General features: G+C 69.4%; 16 protein-coding genes. 6 read left to right on the top strand and 10 right to left on the bottom strand.

The genetic code is table 11. From position 1 onward, the window contains the following. Position 1: 1 nt before the first annotated feature. Positions 2–640 (bottom strand): DUF3000 domain-containing protein, encoded by a 639-nt coding sequence (locus tag RJ03_RS15805; protein WP_081879712.1) that lies wholly within the window; start codon positions 638–640, stop codon positions 2–4. Positions 641–759: 119 nt separating this feature from the next. Here RJ03_RS15805 and hemE point away from each other — a divergent pair, with 119 nt between their 5' ends. The 3 genes from hemE (at position 760) to hemQ (ending at position 4,387) form a co-directional block, all read left to right on the top strand. Then, a complete protein-coding gene (gene hemE, locus RJ03_RS15800; protein ID WP_051024733.1) occupies positions 760–1,827 on the top strand; it encodes a uroporphyrinogen decarboxylase in 1,068 nt (355 codons plus the stop codon). 208 nt (positions 1,828–2,035) lie between these two features. Then, entirely contained in the window at positions 2,036–3,376 is a 1,341-nt protein-coding gene (locus tag RJ03_RS15795) for a protoporphyrinogen oxidase (RefSeq protein WP_036502999.1), read from the top strand. 315 nt (positions 3,377–3,691) lie between these two features. Beyond that, positions 3,692–4,387: a hydrogen peroxide-dependent heme synthase gene (gene hemQ, locus RJ03_RS15790; RefSeq protein ID WP_036502996.1), complete on the top strand. Its 696-nt coding sequence runs from the start codon at positions 3,692–3,694 to the stop codon at positions 4,385–4,387. A gap of 185 nt (positions 4,388–4,572) precedes the next feature. On the opposite strand, the gene msrB is transcribed toward hemQ, so the two are convergent. The 4 genes from msrB to RJ03_RS15770 form a co-directional block, all read right to left on the bottom strand. Continuing rightward, a complete protein-coding gene (msrB, locus tag RJ03_RS15785; protein ID WP_036502993.1) occupies positions 4,573–5,028 on the bottom strand; it encodes a peptide-methionine (R)-S-oxide reductase MsrB in 456 nt (151 codons plus the stop codon). A 57-nt stretch (positions 5,029–5,085) separates the two neighbouring features. Beyond that, a complete protein-coding gene (locus RJ03_RS15780) occupies positions 5,086–6,420 on the bottom strand; it encodes a glycosyltransferase family 87 protein (protein WP_051024732.1) in 1,335 nt (444 codons plus the stop codon). 118 nt (positions 6,421–6,538) lie between these two features. Next, positions 6,539–8,104, bottom strand: a complete 1,566-nt coding sequence (locus RJ03_RS15775; RefSeq protein ID WP_036502990.1) for an alpha/beta hydrolase — start codon at positions 8,102–8,104, stop codon at positions 6,539–6,541. A 32-nt stretch (positions 8,105–8,136) separates the two neighbouring features. Further along, entirely contained in the window at positions 8,137–8,928 is a 792-nt protein-coding gene (locus RJ03_RS15770) for a pyrimidine reductase family protein (RefSeq protein WP_036502987.1), read from the bottom strand. A 35-nt stretch (positions 8,929–8,963) separates the two neighbouring features. Here RJ03_RS15770 and zapE point away from each other — a divergent pair, with 35 nt between their 5' ends. Next, positions 8,964–9,983: a cell division protein ZapE gene (zapE, locus tag RJ03_RS15765; RefSeq protein WP_036502985.1), complete on the top strand. Its 1,020-nt coding sequence runs from the start codon at positions 8,964–8,966 to the stop codon at positions 9,981–9,983. 78 nt (positions 9,984–10,061) lie between these two features. Next, positions 10,062–10,868 carry a tyrosine-protein phosphatase gene (locus tag RJ03_RS15760; protein WP_036502984.1) on the top strand — a complete coding sequence of 269 codons (807 nt, stop codon included), beginning with the start codon at positions 10,062–10,064 and terminating at the stop codon, positions 10,866–10,868. A 48-nt stretch (positions 10,869–10,916) separates the two neighbouring features. Here the strand turns inward: RJ03_RS15760 and RJ03_RS15755 are convergent, their stop codons facing one another. Together RJ03_RS15755 and RJ03_RS15750 are read right to left on the bottom strand one after the other, a co-directional pair. Then, positions 10,917–11,456, bottom strand: a complete 540-nt coding sequence (locus tag RJ03_RS15755; RefSeq protein WP_036502983.1) for a GNAT family N-acetyltransferase — start codon at positions 11,454–11,456, stop codon at positions 10,917–10,919. After that, positions 11,453–12,691, bottom strand: coding sequence for an MFS transporter (locus RJ03_RS15750; RefSeq protein ID WP_051024731.1), 1,239 nt, complete (start codon positions 12,689–12,691; stop codon positions 11,453–11,455). The genes RJ03_RS15755 and RJ03_RS15750 overlap by 4 nt, the downstream gene beginning before the upstream one ends. A 268-nt stretch (positions 12,692–12,959) precedes the next feature. On the opposite strand from RJ03_RS15750, the gene RJ03_RS15745 reads away from it, so the two are divergent. Continuing rightward, a complete protein-coding gene (locus RJ03_RS15745; RefSeq protein ID WP_157163433.1) occupies positions 12,960–13,901 on the top strand; it encodes a hypothetical protein in 942 nt (313 codons plus the stop codon). A gap of 6 nt (positions 13,902–13,907) precedes the next feature. On the opposite strand, the gene RJ03_RS15740 is transcribed toward RJ03_RS15745, so the two are convergent. From RJ03_RS15740 to RJ03_RS15730, 3 genes are all read right to left on the bottom strand, one after another. After that, positions 13,908–15,122, bottom strand: coding sequence for a hypothetical protein (locus RJ03_RS15740; protein WP_245552298.1), 1,215 nt, complete (start codon positions 15,120–15,122; stop codon positions 13,908–13,910). 73 nt (positions 15,123–15,195) lie between these two features. Further along, positions 15,196–16,614: an MFS transporter gene (locus RJ03_RS15735; RefSeq protein WP_063820385.1), complete on the bottom strand. Its 1,419-nt coding sequence runs from the start codon at positions 16,612–16,614 to the stop codon at positions 15,196–15,198. A 51-nt stretch (positions 16,615–16,665) separates the two neighbouring features. Continuing rightward, entirely contained in the window at positions 16,666–16,914 is a 249-nt protein-coding gene (locus RJ03_RS15730; RefSeq protein WP_146161329.1) for a hypothetical protein, read from the bottom strand. Positions 16,915–16,919: the final 5 nt, after the last annotated feature.

The raw sequence follows: 16,919 nt of genomic DNA, 5'->3' as shown, positions 1-16,919 counted from the left end.
CTCAGAACTGGTCGTCGGCAATCTGCGGATGCGGCCGCAAATGGGTGATACCGGCCGGGGGCAGGCCCGCGGCGTAGGCGAGCACCTCACAGAACGCCTCGACGTGCGGGGCCAGCTGGGGCGAACCGACCGTCCACGAGGCACGCAACTCCAGTTGATAGGCGCGCGGAGGTCCGGCGATATCGCCGTAGCGGACCGAACTCGTCGAGGTCACCGTGCCACCCAGGGCCGTGAACTCCTCGCCGCGCGATTCCAGGGCGTCGACCAGCCAGCTCCAGGCCACCTCGGGCAGCAGCGGATCGCCGGCCAGCGCGGCATCGATATCGGCCTGGATGTAGGCCACCAACCGGAAGACCCCGTGCCAGGCCTCGTGCCCGTTCGGGTCGTGCAGCAGGATCAGGCGGCCGAAGGCGTCGTCGTCGGAATCGACCGGGATGACATTGGTGTCGGGATGTTTGACCTCGGCTCCGATGGCGTACGAATAGGGTGCCAGGCGTTGTGGGGGCCGGATCGGTGCGAGCTCGATCCGAGGATGGACGGATGCGGTGCCCATCGCATCGACCGCGGCGCGAAACTGGGCTGGTTCGCTGTCAGGGCCCGGGGTCGGTGCGGCGCCGTCGCGGAAGTCGAGCGGTGTCACGACTGTGAACGGTAGACCTCTCCGGTGTCCGGCACGCGGAGGCGCGCCGCTACGGGCGCCGTGACCGGGCGGGGACGGCCGCGCGGGTAGGCGCTCGGCGGCGGCATACGATAGCGGGGATGAGCACACCAACCCGCCGCCGCTTGCCCGATGCGCCGTTCCTCGCCGCCGCCACCGGCGCCGGACCCGGCCGCCGTCCTGTCTGGTTCATGCGGCAGGCAGGCCGGTCGCTGCCCGAGTACCGCGAACTGCGCGCGGGCATCGGGATGCTGGAGTCGTGCTTCGACCCCGAGCTGGTGTGCGAGATCACCATGCAGCCGGTCCGCCGTCACGGTGTGGACGCGGCAATCCTGTTCTCCGACATCGTCGTTCCGCTCAAGGCGGCCGGCATCGATCTCGATATCGTGCCCGGCGTGGGCCCGGTCATCGCGAATCCGGTGCGTTCGGTCGACGATGTGCGTGCGCTGCCGCGACTGCGGCGCGAGGAGGTCGGCGCGGTCACCGACGGCGTGCGCCTGTTGCTCGATGAACTCGGCGAGACACCGCTCATCGGATTCGCCGGTGCCCCTTTCACTCTCGCGTCCTATCTGGTGGAGGGCGGCCCGAGCCGCCACCACGAGCGGACCAAGGCGCTCATGCTCGGCGATCCGCAGACCTGGCACGCGCTGCTCGGTGTGCTCACCGATATCACCGTGGAATTCCTGCGCGCCCAGATCACGGCCGGCGTGGACGCGGTGCAATTGTTCGACTCGTGGGCGGGCGCGTTGTCGCTGGCGCAGTATCGGGAATTCGTTCTGCCGCATTCGGAACGGGTCTTCGCCGAGATCGGGCAAGCCGGTGTGCCGCGCATCCATTTCGGAGTCGGCACCGGTGAACTGCTGGGCGTGATGGGGGAGGCCGGAGCCGATGTCGTCGGCGTCGACTGGCGAGTGCCGCTGACCGCCGCGGCGCGCCGGGTCGGACCCGGAAAAGCGTTGCAGGGCAATCTCGATCCGGCCGTTCTGTTCGCCGGCAGCGAGGTCGTCGAACGGGAGATCCGCCGCATCGCCCACGAGGCCGACGAGGCGATCACCCTCGGTGCCACCGGCCACATCTTCAACCTGGGCCACGGCGTGCTGCCCGACACCGACCCCGGCGCGATCACCGCGGCGGTCGAGCTGATCCACAACCTGCCCACGCCGCTGTAACCGAACAAGATCGGTTCGGCGAGGTCCGGTACCACCGTGGCGGGCCGCGCCGGCCGGTGGTGAACCGCTGCCGACGTCGGGTGACGCGAGACGTGGCCGGCCGCGGTACCGCATGAGGCGGTGACCGGGCGCTCGTCTCCGGGCGGGTACCTTGCAGAGGCGCGGGCGCGGTGCGGCGCCGACGCGCTCGACGAGTGAGGAGCAGGCTATGCGGGTCGTGGTGGTCGGGGGCGGGATCAGTGGTCTCGTCGCGGCGTATCGGCTGCGGGTGGCCCTCGGCTCGGAGCTCGAACTGGTGGTGGTGGAGCGACGCGATCGGATCGGCGGCATTCTGCACACCGGTGAGCTGGCAGGCGAGCCGGTGGATCTGGGAGCGGAGGCGTTCGTGGGCCGCCGACCCGAAATCCCGGCGCTGCTAGCGGAATTGGGACTGTCCGACCAGTTGGTGCACCCGGCCGGGCGGCGTCCGTTGATCTGGTCCGGCGGCACCGCCCACCCCTTGCCGGAAGGCACGCTGATGGGCATTCCCGCCGGGCCGGATGCCGTGGCGGGCCTCGTCGACGCCGACACCCTGGAGCACATCACCACCGAGCCTGCCCGGCCGCTGCGCTGGGAACGCGGCGGTGACGTCTCGGTCGCCGAGCTGGTGGGGGATCGCTTCGGCGCGCAGGTGGTCCGGCGCAGTGTCGATCCGCTGCTGGGCGGGGTGTATGCCGGTCGTGCGGAGTCGATCGGTGTGCGAGCGGCGCTGCCGACCCTGGCCGCCGCCCTCGACGCCGGCGCCCCGAATCTCACCCGCGCCGTCGCCGCCGCCCTGCCGCCGCCGTCCACGGCCCCGGTCTTCGGCGGCCTGCGCGACGGATATCGGGTACTCCTGGACACCCTGCGCGAGGCCGCCGCGCCGAAGGTCGAAATGGACACGGCCGCAACCGGTCTGACGCGTACGGCCACGGGCTGGCGGGTCGATCCGGTCGGTGAGGCCGATGCGGTGATCCTCGCCACCCCGGCCCCTGTCACCGCGACCTTGCTGCGCGAAGTCGCTCCGGACGCCGCCGGGGTCGCCGCCACCATCGAACTGTCCTCGTCGGCGGTAGTGGCGCTGGGCCTGCCGGCCGACACCCCGCTGCCCGACAATTCCGGGATCCTGGTCGCCACCGGAGAACCGTTGCGCGCCAAAGCCTTCACGCTGTCCAGCCGCAAATGGCCGCATCTTGCGGAGCGTGATGTGGCGCTGGTGCGCGCGTCCTTCGGTCGCTTCGGTGACGACACCCCGCTGAACTGGTCGGACGAGGATCTCGTAGCGGCCGCGGTGGCCGATCTGTCCACCGTCACCGGACTGCCGATCCGCCCGGAAACCGCCCTGGTGCAGCGCTGGCGCGGCGGCCTACCGCAGTACGCGCCAGGCCACACCACTCGCATCGCGGAACTGGAGACGGCGGTCGCGGCACTGCCCGGCCTGGCGATCGCCGGTGCCTACCTGCACGGCGTCGGCGTCCCTGCCTGCGCTGCCTCGGGAACCGCTGCGGCGCAACGCGTTCTGTCGCACTGAAGGATGGCGTGCCCGCACCCTGTGGACGGGCTGTCGGGTGGCCGGTTCTGCTCGGCGGCGGATCACAACCTCGGAGCCCGGCGACGGAAGATCGGGCCCCCGCAGAAGACTCCAGGGGCTCGAACGGACGACACCGCAAGTCTTTGAGCGCGAGGTCCAGCGCTGCTCGCCGGTCGGTCGGTCGCCGACGAGTCCGGCGGGGTGGCCCTGGGGTGGTCCGTGCGACCTGACCGGGGACCCCACGACCGTTGTCGTGCCGCAGAACACGGGATGCGGCCGTTCTGCCGCACAGCGCCCAGTGGCACGATGGAGGCTATGGCGCGACTCGATTACCAAGCTCTCAATTCGACCATCCGGTATCTGATGTTCTCGGTGTTCCAGGTCAAACCCGGAGTGCTGGGCGATCAGCGCGACACCGTGGTCAAGCAGGCGCGGGAGTTCTTCGACTCGCTCGAGGAACGTGACGTCGTGGTCCGCGGCCTGTACGACGTGGCCGGCCTGCGCGCCGACGCCGATTTCATGATCTGGTGGCATGCCGAGCGGATCGAGGATCTGCAGGCCGCCTACGCCGACTTCCGCCGCACCACCGATCTGGGCCGTGCCAGCACGCCGGTGTGGAGCAACGCCGCACTGCACCGCCCCGCGGAGTTCAACAAGAGCCACATCCCGGCCTTCCTGGCCGGTGAGGAACCGGGCAACTACATCTGCGTCTACCCGTTCGTGCGCTCCTACGACTGGTACCTGCTGCCCGACGAGGAGCGTCGCCGCATGCTCGCCGACCATGGCAAGCAGGCCCGCTCCTATCCGGACGTGCGGGCCAATACGGTGGCCTCGTTCGCCCTCGGCGACTACGAGTGGATCCTCGCCTTCGAGGCGCCGGAGCTGCACCGCATCGTCGACTTGATGCGCGATCTGCGTGCCACCGACGCCCGCAACCATGTGCGCGAGGAGATTCCGTTCTTCAGCGGCCCGCGCGTGGACGTCGAACAGCTGGTCAACGCCCTGCCCTGAGCCGCGAGTCCGCCGGTGCCCCCGGAATTCGGGGCGTGCCGGAATGCGGCCGGGCCCGTAAGGTCTTCCCGTCAGCTCGGTCGCGCGCCTGCTCGGCGCGCGATCCGCAGCGGCCGGCGGATCGCATCCGGCACTCGGGCGGCGGGGTCGAACTCCAGTGCGCTCGAACCCGCGCCGTGTCGCGATCAGCCCGCCGCGTCGTCCGAGGGGTGCAGGCGCAGCGCGATCGAGTTGATGCAGTACCGCTTGTCGGTCGGGGTCGGATAACCCTCGCCCTCGAAGACGTGCCCGAGATGGCTGTGGCAGTTGGCGCACAGCACCTCGACCCGGCGCATCCCCAGCGAGTCGTCGGCCCGCAGGATCACCGCATCGGAATCGGCCGGATCGAAGAACGACGGCCACCCGCAGTGCGAATGGAACTTCTCGGTGCTGCGGAACAATTCGGCGCCGCAGGCCCGGCAGGTGTAGACGCCGGTGGTTTCGGTGTCGGTGTATTCACCGGTGAAGGCGCGTTCGGTGCCCGCTTCGCGCAGCACCGCGTACTCCTGCGGGGTCAGCCGCGTCCGCCACTGCTGCGGACTCAGCTCGATCTTGGGTGCCGGAAGCGATGAGGTCGCGGGCGAACCATCCTGTGAGCTCATGACGCGAGTCTAGTGGCGCCGCCCGACCACTACCGGGCCGCGCAGGATCATCGCAGGTCAGCGCAGTGCGCCGGCCTCGGATTGCGCAGTCGGATCCAGCGTCTCGTCGTCGGGCACCGGTTCGTGACGCTCGATGCGCGGCGCCGGCTCGGCAGGAGCGGCGGGCGTCGTGGTTGCCTCCGGCAGCAGGAACGCCGGCTCGATGCCGGAATCCAGCCGGCCCTCGCGCCGTGCCGCCAGGTACCGGTCGCCGAGGACACAGAACGTCACGATCAGCAGCAGCGCCCAGCCGAAGGTGACCCGCAGGTACTCGAGCGCCCGCCCGGTGCTCTGCCAGTGGTCCAGCAGCCATTTGTCGTAGGTCATGAACCCGAAGATCGCCAGCCAGGCAGGCCAGTTGCGCAACACCGAATTACGCAGCACCACGGTCATCAGGAACGGGAACAGCATCATCGAGTAGTACTGCTGTCCCAGACCCGACAGCAGCCAGGAGGCGATGAGGATGATGCCGGCGGTGGTGCAGACGAAGAACAGCTCGTCGTCGCGGCAGTACCGGTACAGCAGCCACAGCGAGACCAGCACCAGCACACCCAGCACGATGCGCATACCCCAGGTGAGCCACATCGGCAGGCCGTAGTACTCGGCGTTGCCCACGATCGCGCTGTTGAAGTAGTCGCGCGATTTGAGCAGATACGGCAGCGTGCGGTGGACGAAGTCCATCGGATCCTTGGTCAGCGGCCATGCGACCGCCATCAGCACCACCGGCACGCCGATCGCGGTGATGAAGACCTGCCACTGGCGACGCGCCAGCGGTATCAGCAGCATCGGCGCCAGCGTCGGTTTGACCGCGATCGTGAGTCCCATGACCAGTCCGGCCAGCAGATCGCGCCGCTGCAGCAGCAGGTAGATGAACAGCACCTCGGCCAGTAGCAGGCAGCCGTTGACATTGCCGAAACCCAGTGTGTTGATGACGGTTTCGGAGGCGAACATCAGTAACAGCAGCAGCGGCGCGGCCACCGATTTCGTCGAGTACTTGAACAGCCGCAGCAGCAGATACCAGGCCAGGATGATCGCCACCGCGTTGAGCGCGATGAAGCACCAGCGCGATTTCTCCGGGTCGATCAGCGCCAGCGGCGCGATCAGCAGGGTGCCGCTGGGCGGGTACAGGTAGTGCGGGTCGACCAGGTCGAAGTTCTCGCCGTAGATGGCGCGTCCGTTGAGGAAGGCCAGCGATGCCTTGTAGACGGGCGCGAAATCGTCGGTGATGGAGAAGTTGGTCCCTTTGACGATGACCTGATGCAGCACTGTGAGGATCGCAAACGGCCACAAAGCGAAGTTGAACACTTCGGCGGTGGTGCGAGCGGTGCGCGGCTCGAGCTGACGAAGGAACACTGGGGCACGGTACACCGGAAACCTGGGCGACGGTTGCGCGGACCCGCCGTCGGGCGCGCCGGGGACCGCTTTTGCCGGGTGTGTGCCGCGCCACTTCGTGCGCACCCGCACGATCACCTCAGGCCGGGCAGGCGGTGCCGTCGGCGGGCAGCGTGCCGTCGTTCAGGTAGCCGATGATGTTCTGCTGTGCGCAGCCCGAATGGGTGAACACCGGATGCCCCCAGCCCTGCCACTGCACGGTGGAGGTGCGCGCACCGGCGGCGCCCAGCGCGCCGGTGATCGAGGATCGCCCGTCGCCGCCGACGACGGGATCGGCGGTCGTGCCCAACACCAGCACCGGCAGGGTGAACTTGTCCGGCAGTCGCGGCGCCTGCGCCACCGGCCACGCCGAACATTCCATCAGTCCGGTCGCCGCCGTCTTACCGAAGGCGGGATATTTGGCAGCCCAGTCGATTTCGAGCTGCTTGGCACGGTCGGGGGTGGCGGGCTGCTGGTCATCGCTGCACCGGGAGACGAACTGCCCGTCGGCTCCCACCGCCGCCGCCTCCCTTGTGACCAGAGTCTGCAAAGCCCCCTGATCGCCGCGTCCGGCCGCCGACAGCGCATCGGCGAGTTCGGTGGTGTGTGCGGCCTGATCCGCGCGCGGATCGCCGAGGAACGCGGTGATCGTGGTGGTCAGCGCCGAGGCCGAGAGTGTGCCGAGCTGTCCCGCTCCCGCCCGGTTGATCAGATCGGTGATCGCGGCGCGCGGATCCGGGCCCAGTGCGCATCCGAGATCGGCGCAGCGGCGGGCGAATCCGGTCAGCGCCGCCTCCGCGCCCTTGACCTGCTGTTCGGTCCGGGTCACCGCGTCGGTGTTCGCCGGTTCTGGCGAATCGAGCACCAGCCGGGCCAGCCGGTCGCCGAATTTGGCGGCATAGCTCAGCGCCACCCGCGCCCCGTTTCCGGTGCCCAGCAGATCGATGTGGTCGACCTGCCACTGCTTGCGCAGCTGTTCGATGTCGTCGGCGGCGTGCGGGGCGTCGAAGGTGCCCTGATAGGGCTGCAGGAAGTCCTGGCAGGCGATGGTGGCGTTCTGGCTCAGTGTCGCCACCGCGTCCACCCGATCGCCGCCGCCGGGCGCGAACTGGGCGTTGTCGGCCAGTCCCTGCCGGGTGTCGTCGGGCAGGCAGTCGATGGGCTGGGAGCTGCCGGTACCGCGCCGGTCCACCCCGACCACCGGCCGGTTCGCCAGAATCGCCGCACCCGGTCCGGACACCAGGCCCGCGACGGTCGCGGTGGAGGAACGGTCACCGCCGGAGGTCACCACGAGCGGGGCCGCGTCGGCGGGCGTCTGCGGCGTGCGCGCGCGGACCGCGGCGATCCGGAAGGTGCCCAGGACGGTGCCACCGGAATCGATCGGCGCCGAGAACTCCGCACAATCGAAACTCACCCCGGCCGGGGCCGCCCCGGTCCCCAGCAGCGCGAAGGTGGGTGCCGCGCAATCGTGCCAGGCGAGATCGGTTTTGGGGGCCTGGGCCTGCGGTGGCGGCGCCGGCGCGGCGCTGGTGCTGGTGGCCGGACCCGAGCCGCCGTGCGGTTGTTCCACCGCCACGCCCGGCCGCTGCGACGGCCCGGCACCACAGGCGGTGGTCAGCAGAACCGTCAGCGACGATGCCAGCAGAGCGGCGCGAGTCCAACGCATGCGCTACAGCCTGCCAGGTCCGGTGCGCCGTTTCAGCCTTGGGTGCGGCTGCGCTCCCACCGCGTCAGCACCGTGCCGTCGTCGTCGATCAGCGCGTGGCGCAGGCTCATCGCGGTCGGCAAGGCATTGGGCGACACCGCGATTCGGCCCGCCGTACCGCCGACCAGCAGCGGCGAGACGGTCAGGCACAACTCGTCGACCGCGCTCGCGCCGATCAGTTCGCCGAACAGCGACGGCCCGCCCTCGCACAGCACCCGCAGCAGTCCGCGTTCGCCCAGCACGCGGCGGATGTCGGCGGCGGTGACGGTGCTCTGCCCGGCCTCGATCACCTCCGCGCCGGTCTCGGCGAGCAGGCGTTTGCGTTCGCCGTCGGCCGCGGCGGTGGTGAGGATCATCGGCGGGCGCTGGGTGTCGGTGAACAGCCGGCTCGCCGGGTCCAGCGCCGCGCTGGCGGTCACGACCGCGATCGGCGGCGGCGCACCGTCGCGCGCCCCGCCCAGCCCGTGGTGATGCAGGCGCATGCGGCGCCGGGAGTCGGTGCGCGCACCGCCGTAGTTCTCCACGCGCGCCGTTCCGGCGCCGACGAGGATCACGTCGGCCAGATCGCGCAGGATGGCGAAGACGGTGGCGTCGGCGGGCCGGCCCAGGGCGCCGGAGCGGTCGTCGACCGTGACCGCGCCGTCGAGGCTGGCGATGAAGTTGACCCGGATCCACGGCCGCTCCAGGGCCGTCGGATAGGTGTAGAGCTGAACCAGGTCGGTGATCTCGCCGGCACCGTCGGTGGTCAGTGCTGTGAACTGGATCGCATCGGGGACACGCTGCATAAGGTCCGATCACACCACGTCAGTACGCTACGAGCGTGCAACAACGCCTCGTCGATCGTCATCCGGAGGTTCCGGCCGATCAACTCATCGCCCAGATGGTGCCCCCGCCCACCTTCGACGAGGTGAGTTTTGCCTCCTACATCCCCGACCCCAAGGAGCCGACCCAGGCCGCGGCCGTGCGAGCGGCCGAGGAATTCGCCGCGCGGGTCGGCAAGATCCACGCCGCCGTCGGTAAGAAATCCCTGTTCGGGAAGAAGAAGCAGGTCGACGGCGCCGGGCTGTATCTCGACGGCGGATTCGGTGTCGGCAAGACGCACCTGCTGGCCTCGATCTTCCATGCCTCGCCCGGTCCGAAATCGTTCGGCACCTTCGGCGAGGTGACCAATCTGGTCGGCGCGCTGGGCTTCACGAACGCGGTGGAACGCCTGGGCGGCAACAGCGTGCTGTGCATCGACGAATTCGAACTCGACGATCCGGGCGACACCATGCTCGTGTCGCGACTGCTCACCGAATTGACCGCGCGTGGCGTGTCGGTGGCGGCGACGTCGAACACGCTGCCCGATCAGCTGGGCGAGGGCCGGTTCGCCGCGCAGGACTTCCTGCGCGAGATCCGCAAGCTGGGTTCGCTGTTCGATGCCGTCCGCGTCGACGGTCCCGACTACCGCCACCGGGATCTGCCGCCCGCGCCGGAGCCGACCGATCCGGGGCTGCTGTCCGAAAAGGCCGCGGCCACACCGGATTCCACGCTCGACGACTTCGACGCGCTGCTCGCTCACCTGAGCACGCTGCATCCGTCGAAGTACGGTTCGCTGATCGCCGGGGTGTCGTCGGTCTACATCTCGGCGGTGCACACCATCACCGATCAGGCGGTGGCGCTGCGAATGGTGGTGCTGGCCGACCGGCTCTACGACGCCGGCACGCCGGTCACCGTGTCGGGCGCGCCGCTGGACAAGATCTTCTCCGAGGAGATGCTCGGCGGCGGCTACCGCAAGAAGTACCTGCGCGCGATCTCGCGCCTGCTGGCGCTGTCGCGATTCGAGGTCCCGGCGAGCTGAGTCCGGTTCGTACGGCGTACTGTCGGGAGGCGAAGCCATCATGGACGACTGTCCAGTTTCCCTCTGAACGGAGCTGACATGGCCCATCGTTCGATTCGCCTCGCCGCCACCGTCGCCGCCGGTGCCCTGATCGCGACCGGTCCGGCGCTGGGTGTCGCGGTCGCCGCCGACCCGCCCGCGGCCCCCTCGCCGGTCTCGGTGAACACCGAGGATCGGTCACTGCATCTGGCGCGTGTGCAGAACGCCCGCGATATCGGCGGATACCGCACCACCGACGGCCACGTCGTCCGGACCGGCCTGGTGTTCCGTACCGCCGACCTGAGCAAACTGTCCGACGCGGATTCCGCCGCGCTGTCCGCGCGCGGGCTGCGGGTCGTCGACGATCTGCGCACGAGCTACGAGCGCGCGCTGGGGCCGGACCGGGTGCCGGTGGGGGCGACGCTGAACATCCGCGATGTGATCGGCCAGGCGCCGCCGCAGGTCATGGCGTCGACGCTGAGCGCCGGCAGCGACCTGTACCGCGCGTTCATCACGGCTCCCGGTGCGAGCGAGGCGTTCGCCGGAGTCCTGCACGACATCGCCGGCAGCGACGGGTCGGTGCTGTTCCACTGCTCGGCCGGTAAGGATCGCACCGGCTGGACCGCGGCCGTGCTGCTGACCATCCTCGGCGTGGACCGCGGCACGGTGAACTACGACTTCCTGCTGTCGAACTACTACCGTGACGCCGCCGACGGCGACACGATCAACGGGGTCGTGCAGTCGGCGCTGGATTCCGCCTTCGATCAGGTGGATCGCAGCTACGGCAGTTTCGACAACTACGTGCACGACGGATTGAAGCTGACCGACGGCGATATCGCGACCTTGAAGGCGAAACTGCTGTCCTGACCGGAGATTTCGGCACGCGGGTGGAATCCGGTTGCGGGACAGCCGGATTCACAACTTCCGCTGCATCACGAAGTCGTGGCACACCTGGTCGCCGACGGTGAAGGTCTTGGTGCCGATTCGCTGGAAACCGTGCTTGGCGTAGAAGCGCTGAGCACGCTCGTTGCGTTGATTCACACCCAGCCAGATCACCGGATATCCGCCGCGGCGGGCGTAATCCACCGCCGCGTTCATCAGGGCGGTCGAGACGCCACCGCCGTGGTGTCCGGGCATCACGTACATCTTGCTGATCTCGAGCGCGGGGCGTGCTTCGATCAGGGTGGCGACGGCGGAATCGACCGGTTCACCGGAGATCAGCATGGTGTAGCCCACGATGTCGCCGCCGAGGACGGCCTTGAGCACGATCCGCTGCGGATCGCTCAGATACTCGCCGAAGCGCTCGCCGGACAGCACCTCGGCGATGAAGGTGTCGATGCTCTCCTCGGTCAGCTCCGGCGGGCAGGCCAGGGGAAACGTCGCGGTGGCGACATCGCTCAATTCCTCGGCGTCCCAGAGTCCGGCGCGGTCGACGACGACTTCCTGCTCGGTCATGGGTCCAGTACAACATGTCCGGTGCGCGTCGCCGACAGGTCGCCGGGCGCCGGACGCGGCCGGAAGAAGCGCGCGGTGGCGATGAGGACCAGCGCGAACAGCAGCGGGATCACGAACCCGATCCGCAGGCTCGACGCGGCGGCGACCGCACCCACCACGCCGCCGCCGATCAATGTGCCCGCGTAGTTGAACAGATTGAGCCGGGCGATCACCGCGTCCAGTCCGTGGCCTTCCGTGAGTCGCCCGGCCTCGCTGAAGCACAGTGGCGCGATCACGGGCAGGCCGAGGCCCGCGACGAGAAATCCGACCAGTGCCGTGGCCGGTCCCGGCGCGGCCACCACGAGCGTCAGTCCGAGCACGCCGATACCCGCGGCCACCCGCACCACCGCCCGTGCGCCGTAGCGGCGCACCCACCAGTCGCCGCTGAGCCGGGTGAACAGCGAGGCACCCTGATAGGCGGCCAGTGCCAGGGCCGCCGTCGCCGACGAGGACAGCAGATCGTCGGTGAGGTAGAGCGCCGACCAGTTGCCCACGGCCAGGTCGATCGCGAACACCAGCGCCATCGCGATTCCGAGGGCGAGGTAGGCCCGCAGGGCAACGGCCGCAACGGGTTCGGGGGTACGGCCCGAATCGGTGGGCTGGGCCTCGGCCTGGGCGGCGCCGAGCAGTCGCGGCCCGAACACCAGACTCGCCACCGCGACCACCGCGGCGGCGACGGTGACCGCGTAGGGCAGCGTGATTCCCACCTTCTGGCAGCCGGAGACGAACAGGGCGCCCAGAATCGACCCGGCACTCCACGCGGCGTAGAACGACGACAGCACGAATCGCCCGTACCCGTGCTGGATGAAGACCGCCTGCATATTCGTGCCCGCGTCGACCATGCCCACGGCGACCCCGTAGCAGCCGAGGGCGATCAGATCGACCACGAGATTCGGGGCGACCGCGATCGCGAGCCCGCTCACCGCTATCAGCGTCAGCCCGGCCCGCAGCGCCACCCGGCTCGACCAGCGCACCGCCACCCGCTCGGCGAGCAGGCTGCCGCCGGCGGCCAGGCCGGAGATCATCACGACCGCGACCAGGATGACGGTGTCGGTGAGCCCGAGCCGATCCCGCTGTTGCGGCAGTTCGGTGAGAACGACCGCGAGGAAGAAGCCCTGGAGCGCGAATGCCACCGAATTGGCGGTGCGGGCGGTCCGCAGCGTGGTCGATACAGGAATGTATCCGCGGTCGAACATCTGCGCAGCCTAATGGGTGAGTGCCCGGAGGCGGTAGCGGAGCGCCCGGGCCCCGGGGCTGCCGACGGACGTTCCGGCTTCGCAACGTCGCGATTACGCCGCTGTCCGAGGGCGGGCGATTCCGCAGTTCACCGGACTCGATGATCACGTCGGGCTCCCGGTTGGATAACGAAACCGGTCACGGGGACGTGTAGCCCCCTGGCCGGTGCGGCACTCTGGATACAGCGGACCGCACGGGCCGCTGGTGCACGGGTAGGGGAGTGGTCGCGTGAGTACGACAGAACGGGCCGACACGAGGCAGCAGACGACGACGCTGGCTCCCCTGGAGCCGGTGAAACTGCCTGTGGTGGAGCCGAATCCGCGCGGACATCAGGCGGGTGACCGGTGTCGCGAACCCGGATGTGGCGATTGTCACTGGGATGTGCAGCGGCTCAAGTACTGGTTGCGCGGCAGGCTGCTGGCGGCGGGCGCCGACGATGCCGAGGTGGACAAACCGCTGGGTGCGCAGATACCGGGTCTGCTGTGGCGGCGTGGGAACCGGTTGTGCGCTATCGAGGTGCGCAGCGCGCCGGTCTCGATCGAGGACGCGCGAAAACGCACGGCCAGGTTGAAGGCGGTGGGCTGCGACGAGGTGTTGTGGTTGTGCCCGACCGGATACTGGATCGGGCAGATACCGGCGCTGGGCGTGGACGATTTCGCCGCCGCCGGCTGTGAGTACCGGGCATTGTCGGGTGGGCTGGTCGTCGATTCCGACGGTATCCTCAGCCCCAGGCAAACCCCGTGGGGAATAAGGGAATTCATCGATGGTTGGGTCGCGGGCACGTTGGCCTGCGGGTATCTGGACGAGGACACGAGAGGGTGGGCGACGGTGAGCGATTGGGAGGCCCACACCCACGCACAGGCGATGATGATCGCGCAGCAGCGGCAGGAACTGCTCGACCAGCGCACCGAATTGGCCCTGGCGCGCAGGGCGACTCGCGACAAGGCCAAACAGATGCACAAGATGATGCACCGGCTCGAACGCGCCGAAATCGTCGCCGGGGAGTTGGATGCGGTCAAACGCCGGCTGTCGGATCGCGACCGGCTGGAGGCCGGCCTGCGGGTGCGGATCGCGCGTCAGCGCGAGGCGGTGCTGCACTGGCAGCTGATGACCTGTTTCGCGATGCTGGTGATCGTGACGTTCATCGTTGCGGGATTCATGTTGAAGTAGGGCTGGTCAGGTCGCGCTCAGCCGGAACGGGGCGCGATCCCAGCGCCAGTCGTGGCGCAGGACGAGCGCGATCAGGTCCACCGGTTCCAGGCCGGTCTCGTCGGCCAGGCCGCGGAACTCGGCCCAGTGCACGGCGCCGGTGGCGATCCGGTTGCGGAGGATGTTCTCCGAGCGAGCGGACACGGTGTGCCGCAACAGATCCGGCTCCCCGAGCCGGCTGCCGGTGAACACCAGCCAACCCCAGCCGCGGGCGTGCGCTTGCGCACGGGCCGCCGCGAGCCGCACCCGGTTGGCGTGTAAACCCAACTGCCCCAACGCGACCACATCGATCAGCAGCACCCGTCCGTCGGTCAGTCGCGCGCCGACGGTGGGGCAGTAGGAGTCCGCGACTTCGTCGACGGCGAAGTCGACGGCCACGGGCCGCTCGGTGTAGCTGTCGACCTGTTCGCCGTCGTCGAGCATGCGCAGCAGCCGGGCCTGCAGCGCGGTGTCGAATGTGGTTTCGCGGCCCAGCTTCTCGGCGAACATGTGGCCGCGGGCGTCGTCGTCGGCGTCGACCGTCGTGATGGGCAGCTCGGGCAGATCGTCGGGATCGCCACTCGGCCATTCCACCCGCCGCAGCAGCGGAAGCAGTTGCCCGGCAGCGGGTTCGGCCGCTCGGGGGCGATCGAGATGCCAGCGGCCGCGCTGCTGCCATCCCGCGATGCGCTGATAGACGAAACCCGCGACCCGTTTGGCGTCGATCAGTGAATGTCCGGCCAGCCGCAGCTTCAGATACGCGAGATCCTGAGCGGCGATATCGCAATCTCCGACGTAGGTTTCGATGAGCAGCGTGCGCGTCAGCCGCTGATCGCCCCAGCCGACCGGATACTGTCCGGCGAACACGGCGGGGTCGGGGTAGCCGGTGGCCTGTACTCGACGCAGTAGCTGCCCCGCCGCCCGCGTGTAGAGCTGGCGCACCCGGTCGCGGGAGAGTTCGAAGCGGGCGCCCAGCAGCGTCAAGGTCTCCGGTCGCGCGCCGTCGAGCCCGAGGCGGCGGGTGAGCAGTTCGCCGTCACGGGGTCGTTCCTCGGCCTGCGCCGCGACCATGTCCGCCAGCGTGTCGGCCATCTGTTCGGAGGTGAAGGAGATGCCGTCGCGCAGGTCGTCGAGCAGTCCGGCCTGTATCTCCTCGATCCGGTTGGTCGTCACCACATGCCTTTCGCTGTCTCGCACGTCCATTCGAAAGCCTATGCCCTCGTGCGGGTTCCGGGCGCTCGCGCGCGGGCGTGTCCGCCGATGTGGTGACCGGATATCAGCGGCGGGCCGGTTCGATGAGGCGGCTGTTGCGATCCGCTTCAGCCGTTCGCGGCCCGCCGGCTTCGATGGCGAACACGGTGATCAGCAGCGCCACCGCCCACGCGAGTGCCGATCCGATAGCCAGGGCGTGGATGGCGCCGACGAAGCCCGGCCCGGTGGGCGATCCGGCCACCGCACCGAATATCGCGACCCCGCAAGCGGTTCCGACCTGTCGGGCGGTATTGGACACACCCGTCGCCAGTCCGGACCGGTCCGCCGGTGTGGCGCGTACAGTCGCCGCGACCACCGATGTCGTGATGAGGCCGGACCCGCAGCCGAGCACGGAGAAACTCAGCAGGAGCCCGCCGCTTCCACCGTGGCCGTCGAGTGTCAGCAGCATCGCCGAACCGCAGGCCGCGAGCGCGCAGCCGATCGCGATCGCCGGGCGCGGACCGTACCGGGCGGTCAACCGTCCCGATGCCGGTGCCAGCAGTACCAGCGGCAGGGCCAGCGGGAGCACGCTGACGCCGGCGGCGACGGGGGAGCGCCCCAGCGTGCCCTGCAGATACAGCATGCCGATGAACAGGATGCCGTTGAAGATCAGGTTCATCATCAGGGCGACGACATTGGGAGCGAGAAATTCCTTGTGCCGCAACAGGTCCACCGGCAGGAACGGATGCGTGCTGCGCCGCGCCGCGCCGTACGCGCCGGCCAGAGCGCCCACCGCCACCGCCGCCGCGGTGCCGACGACCGCGGTCCCCGCGTGGTGGCCCGCGGAAATGATGGCGAACACCAGCGCGCTCAGGCCGAGGACGAACCCGACCGGCCCCGGCACATCGATACGACCGCCACGCCGTGCTGGTGCGGCCGGTACCACGGCCCGCGCCGCGACGGTCGCCACGATCGTCAGCGGCACCGCGATCCAGAACACCGGCCGCCATCCGAAGCGGTCCACGAGTATTCCGCCGAGCAGCGGCCCCGCCGGCAGCGCCAGCGACGAGACCGCCGCCCACGTGCCCAACGCCTTCGCCTGTCGGGCTCGATCCGGGAAGACGTCCACGATGACGGCCATCGTGCTGGGCAACAGCAGCGCCCCGCCCACGCCTTGGACGACCCGCGCCGCGATCAGCACCCCGATCGCCGGAGCCAGTGCACACGCCAGCGACGCCAGCCCGAAGACCGCGAATCCTGCCAGCAGCATGCGGCGATGACCGATCCGGTCGCCGGCGGTCCCCGCCGCCAGCAGCAGTCCCGCGATCGCGATCACATATCCGTCCACCACCCATTGCAGCGAGGCGACGTCCGTGTGCAGACCACGCCCGATCGCAGGCAGAGCCACATTCACGACGGTCACGTCCAGCAACACCAGAAACATCCCGGCGCACATCACCGTGAGGATGACGGCCGGGTTGCGCACCTGTGCAGTCGAAGTCATATCCGCAGTGTGGGTGCGCAACCCTTCGGTCGGGGCCGAAGTATCGGCGGGTCAGTTCCGGCCGCGGAACCACCTGCGGCGCCGGCGACTACGGCGATAGACCACGGCGGTGACCTGCGGTCCCAGGGAGTCGGTGACGTAGAAATATTCGCCGCCGAGGTCGGCGGCGGCATAGGCGATCTCGTCGATGGAGCCGTGGATGTCGCCGGCGCCGAACCGGCTCAATGTCATCTCGACCGCTCCGACCCGGTCGAATCCCTCGGTCGGCGCCGCATCGAGTTCCTCGGCACGCGCACGCACCACCC

The organism is Nocardia aobensis NBRC 100429, from assembly GCF_000308375.1.
In the GTDB taxonomy this organism is placed as follows: domain Bacteria; phylum Actinomycetota; class Actinomycetes; order Mycobacteriales; family Mycobacteriaceae; genus Nocardia; species Nocardia aobensis.
The sequence above is the reverse complement of the archived record's forward strand: the minus strand, read 5'-3'. Positions and strand labels throughout refer to the sequence as shown.

What these genes read in the sequence shown, in the direction of transcription:
- RJ03_RS15740 (WP_245552298.1), bottom strand. Translation starts at nt 15,122, where the DNA reads ATGGACGTGCGAGACAGCGAAAGGCATGTGGTGACGACCAACCGGATC.
- RJ03_RS15795 (WP_036502999.1), top strand. Translation starts at nt 2,036, where the DNA reads ATGCGGGTCGTGGTGGTCGGGGGCGGGATCAGTGGTCTCGTCGCGGCG.
- RJ03_RS15755 (WP_036502983.1), bottom strand. Translation starts at nt 11,456, where the DNA reads ATGACCGAGCAGGAAGTCGTCGTCGACCGCGCCGGACTCTGGGACGCC.
- RJ03_RS15760 (WP_036502984.1), top strand. Translation starts at nt 10,062, where the DNA reads ATGGCCCATCGTTCGATTCGCCTCGCCGCCACCGTCGCCGCCGGTGCC.
- RJ03_RS15735 (WP_063820385.1), bottom strand. Translation starts at nt 16,614, where the DNA reads ATGACTTCGACTGCACAGGTGCGCAACCCGGCCGTCATCCTCACGGTG.
- RJ03_RS15770 (WP_036502987.1), bottom strand. Translation starts at nt 8,928, where the DNA reads ATGCAGCGTGTCCCCGATGCGATCCAGTTCACAGCACTGACCACCGAC.
- hemQ (WP_036502996.1), top strand. Translation starts at nt 3,692, where the DNA reads ATGGCGCGACTCGATTACCAAGCTCTCAATTCGACCATCCGGTATCTG.
- RJ03_RS15750 (WP_051024731.1), bottom strand. Translation starts at nt 12,691, where the DNA reads ATGTTCGACCGCGGATACATTCCTGTATCGACCACGCTGCGGACCGCC.
- hemE (WP_051024733.1), top strand. Translation starts at nt 760, where the DNA reads ATGAGCACACCAACCCGCCGCCGCTTGCCCGATGCGCCGTTCCTCGCC.
- RJ03_RS15775 (WP_036502990.1), bottom strand. Translation starts at nt 8,104, where the DNA reads ATGCGTTGGACTCGCGCCGCTCTGCTGGCATCGTCGCTGACGGTTCTG.
- msrB (WP_036502993.1), bottom strand. Translation starts at nt 5,028, where the DNA reads ATGAGCTCACAGGATGGTTCGCCCGCGACCTCATCGCTTCCGGCACCC.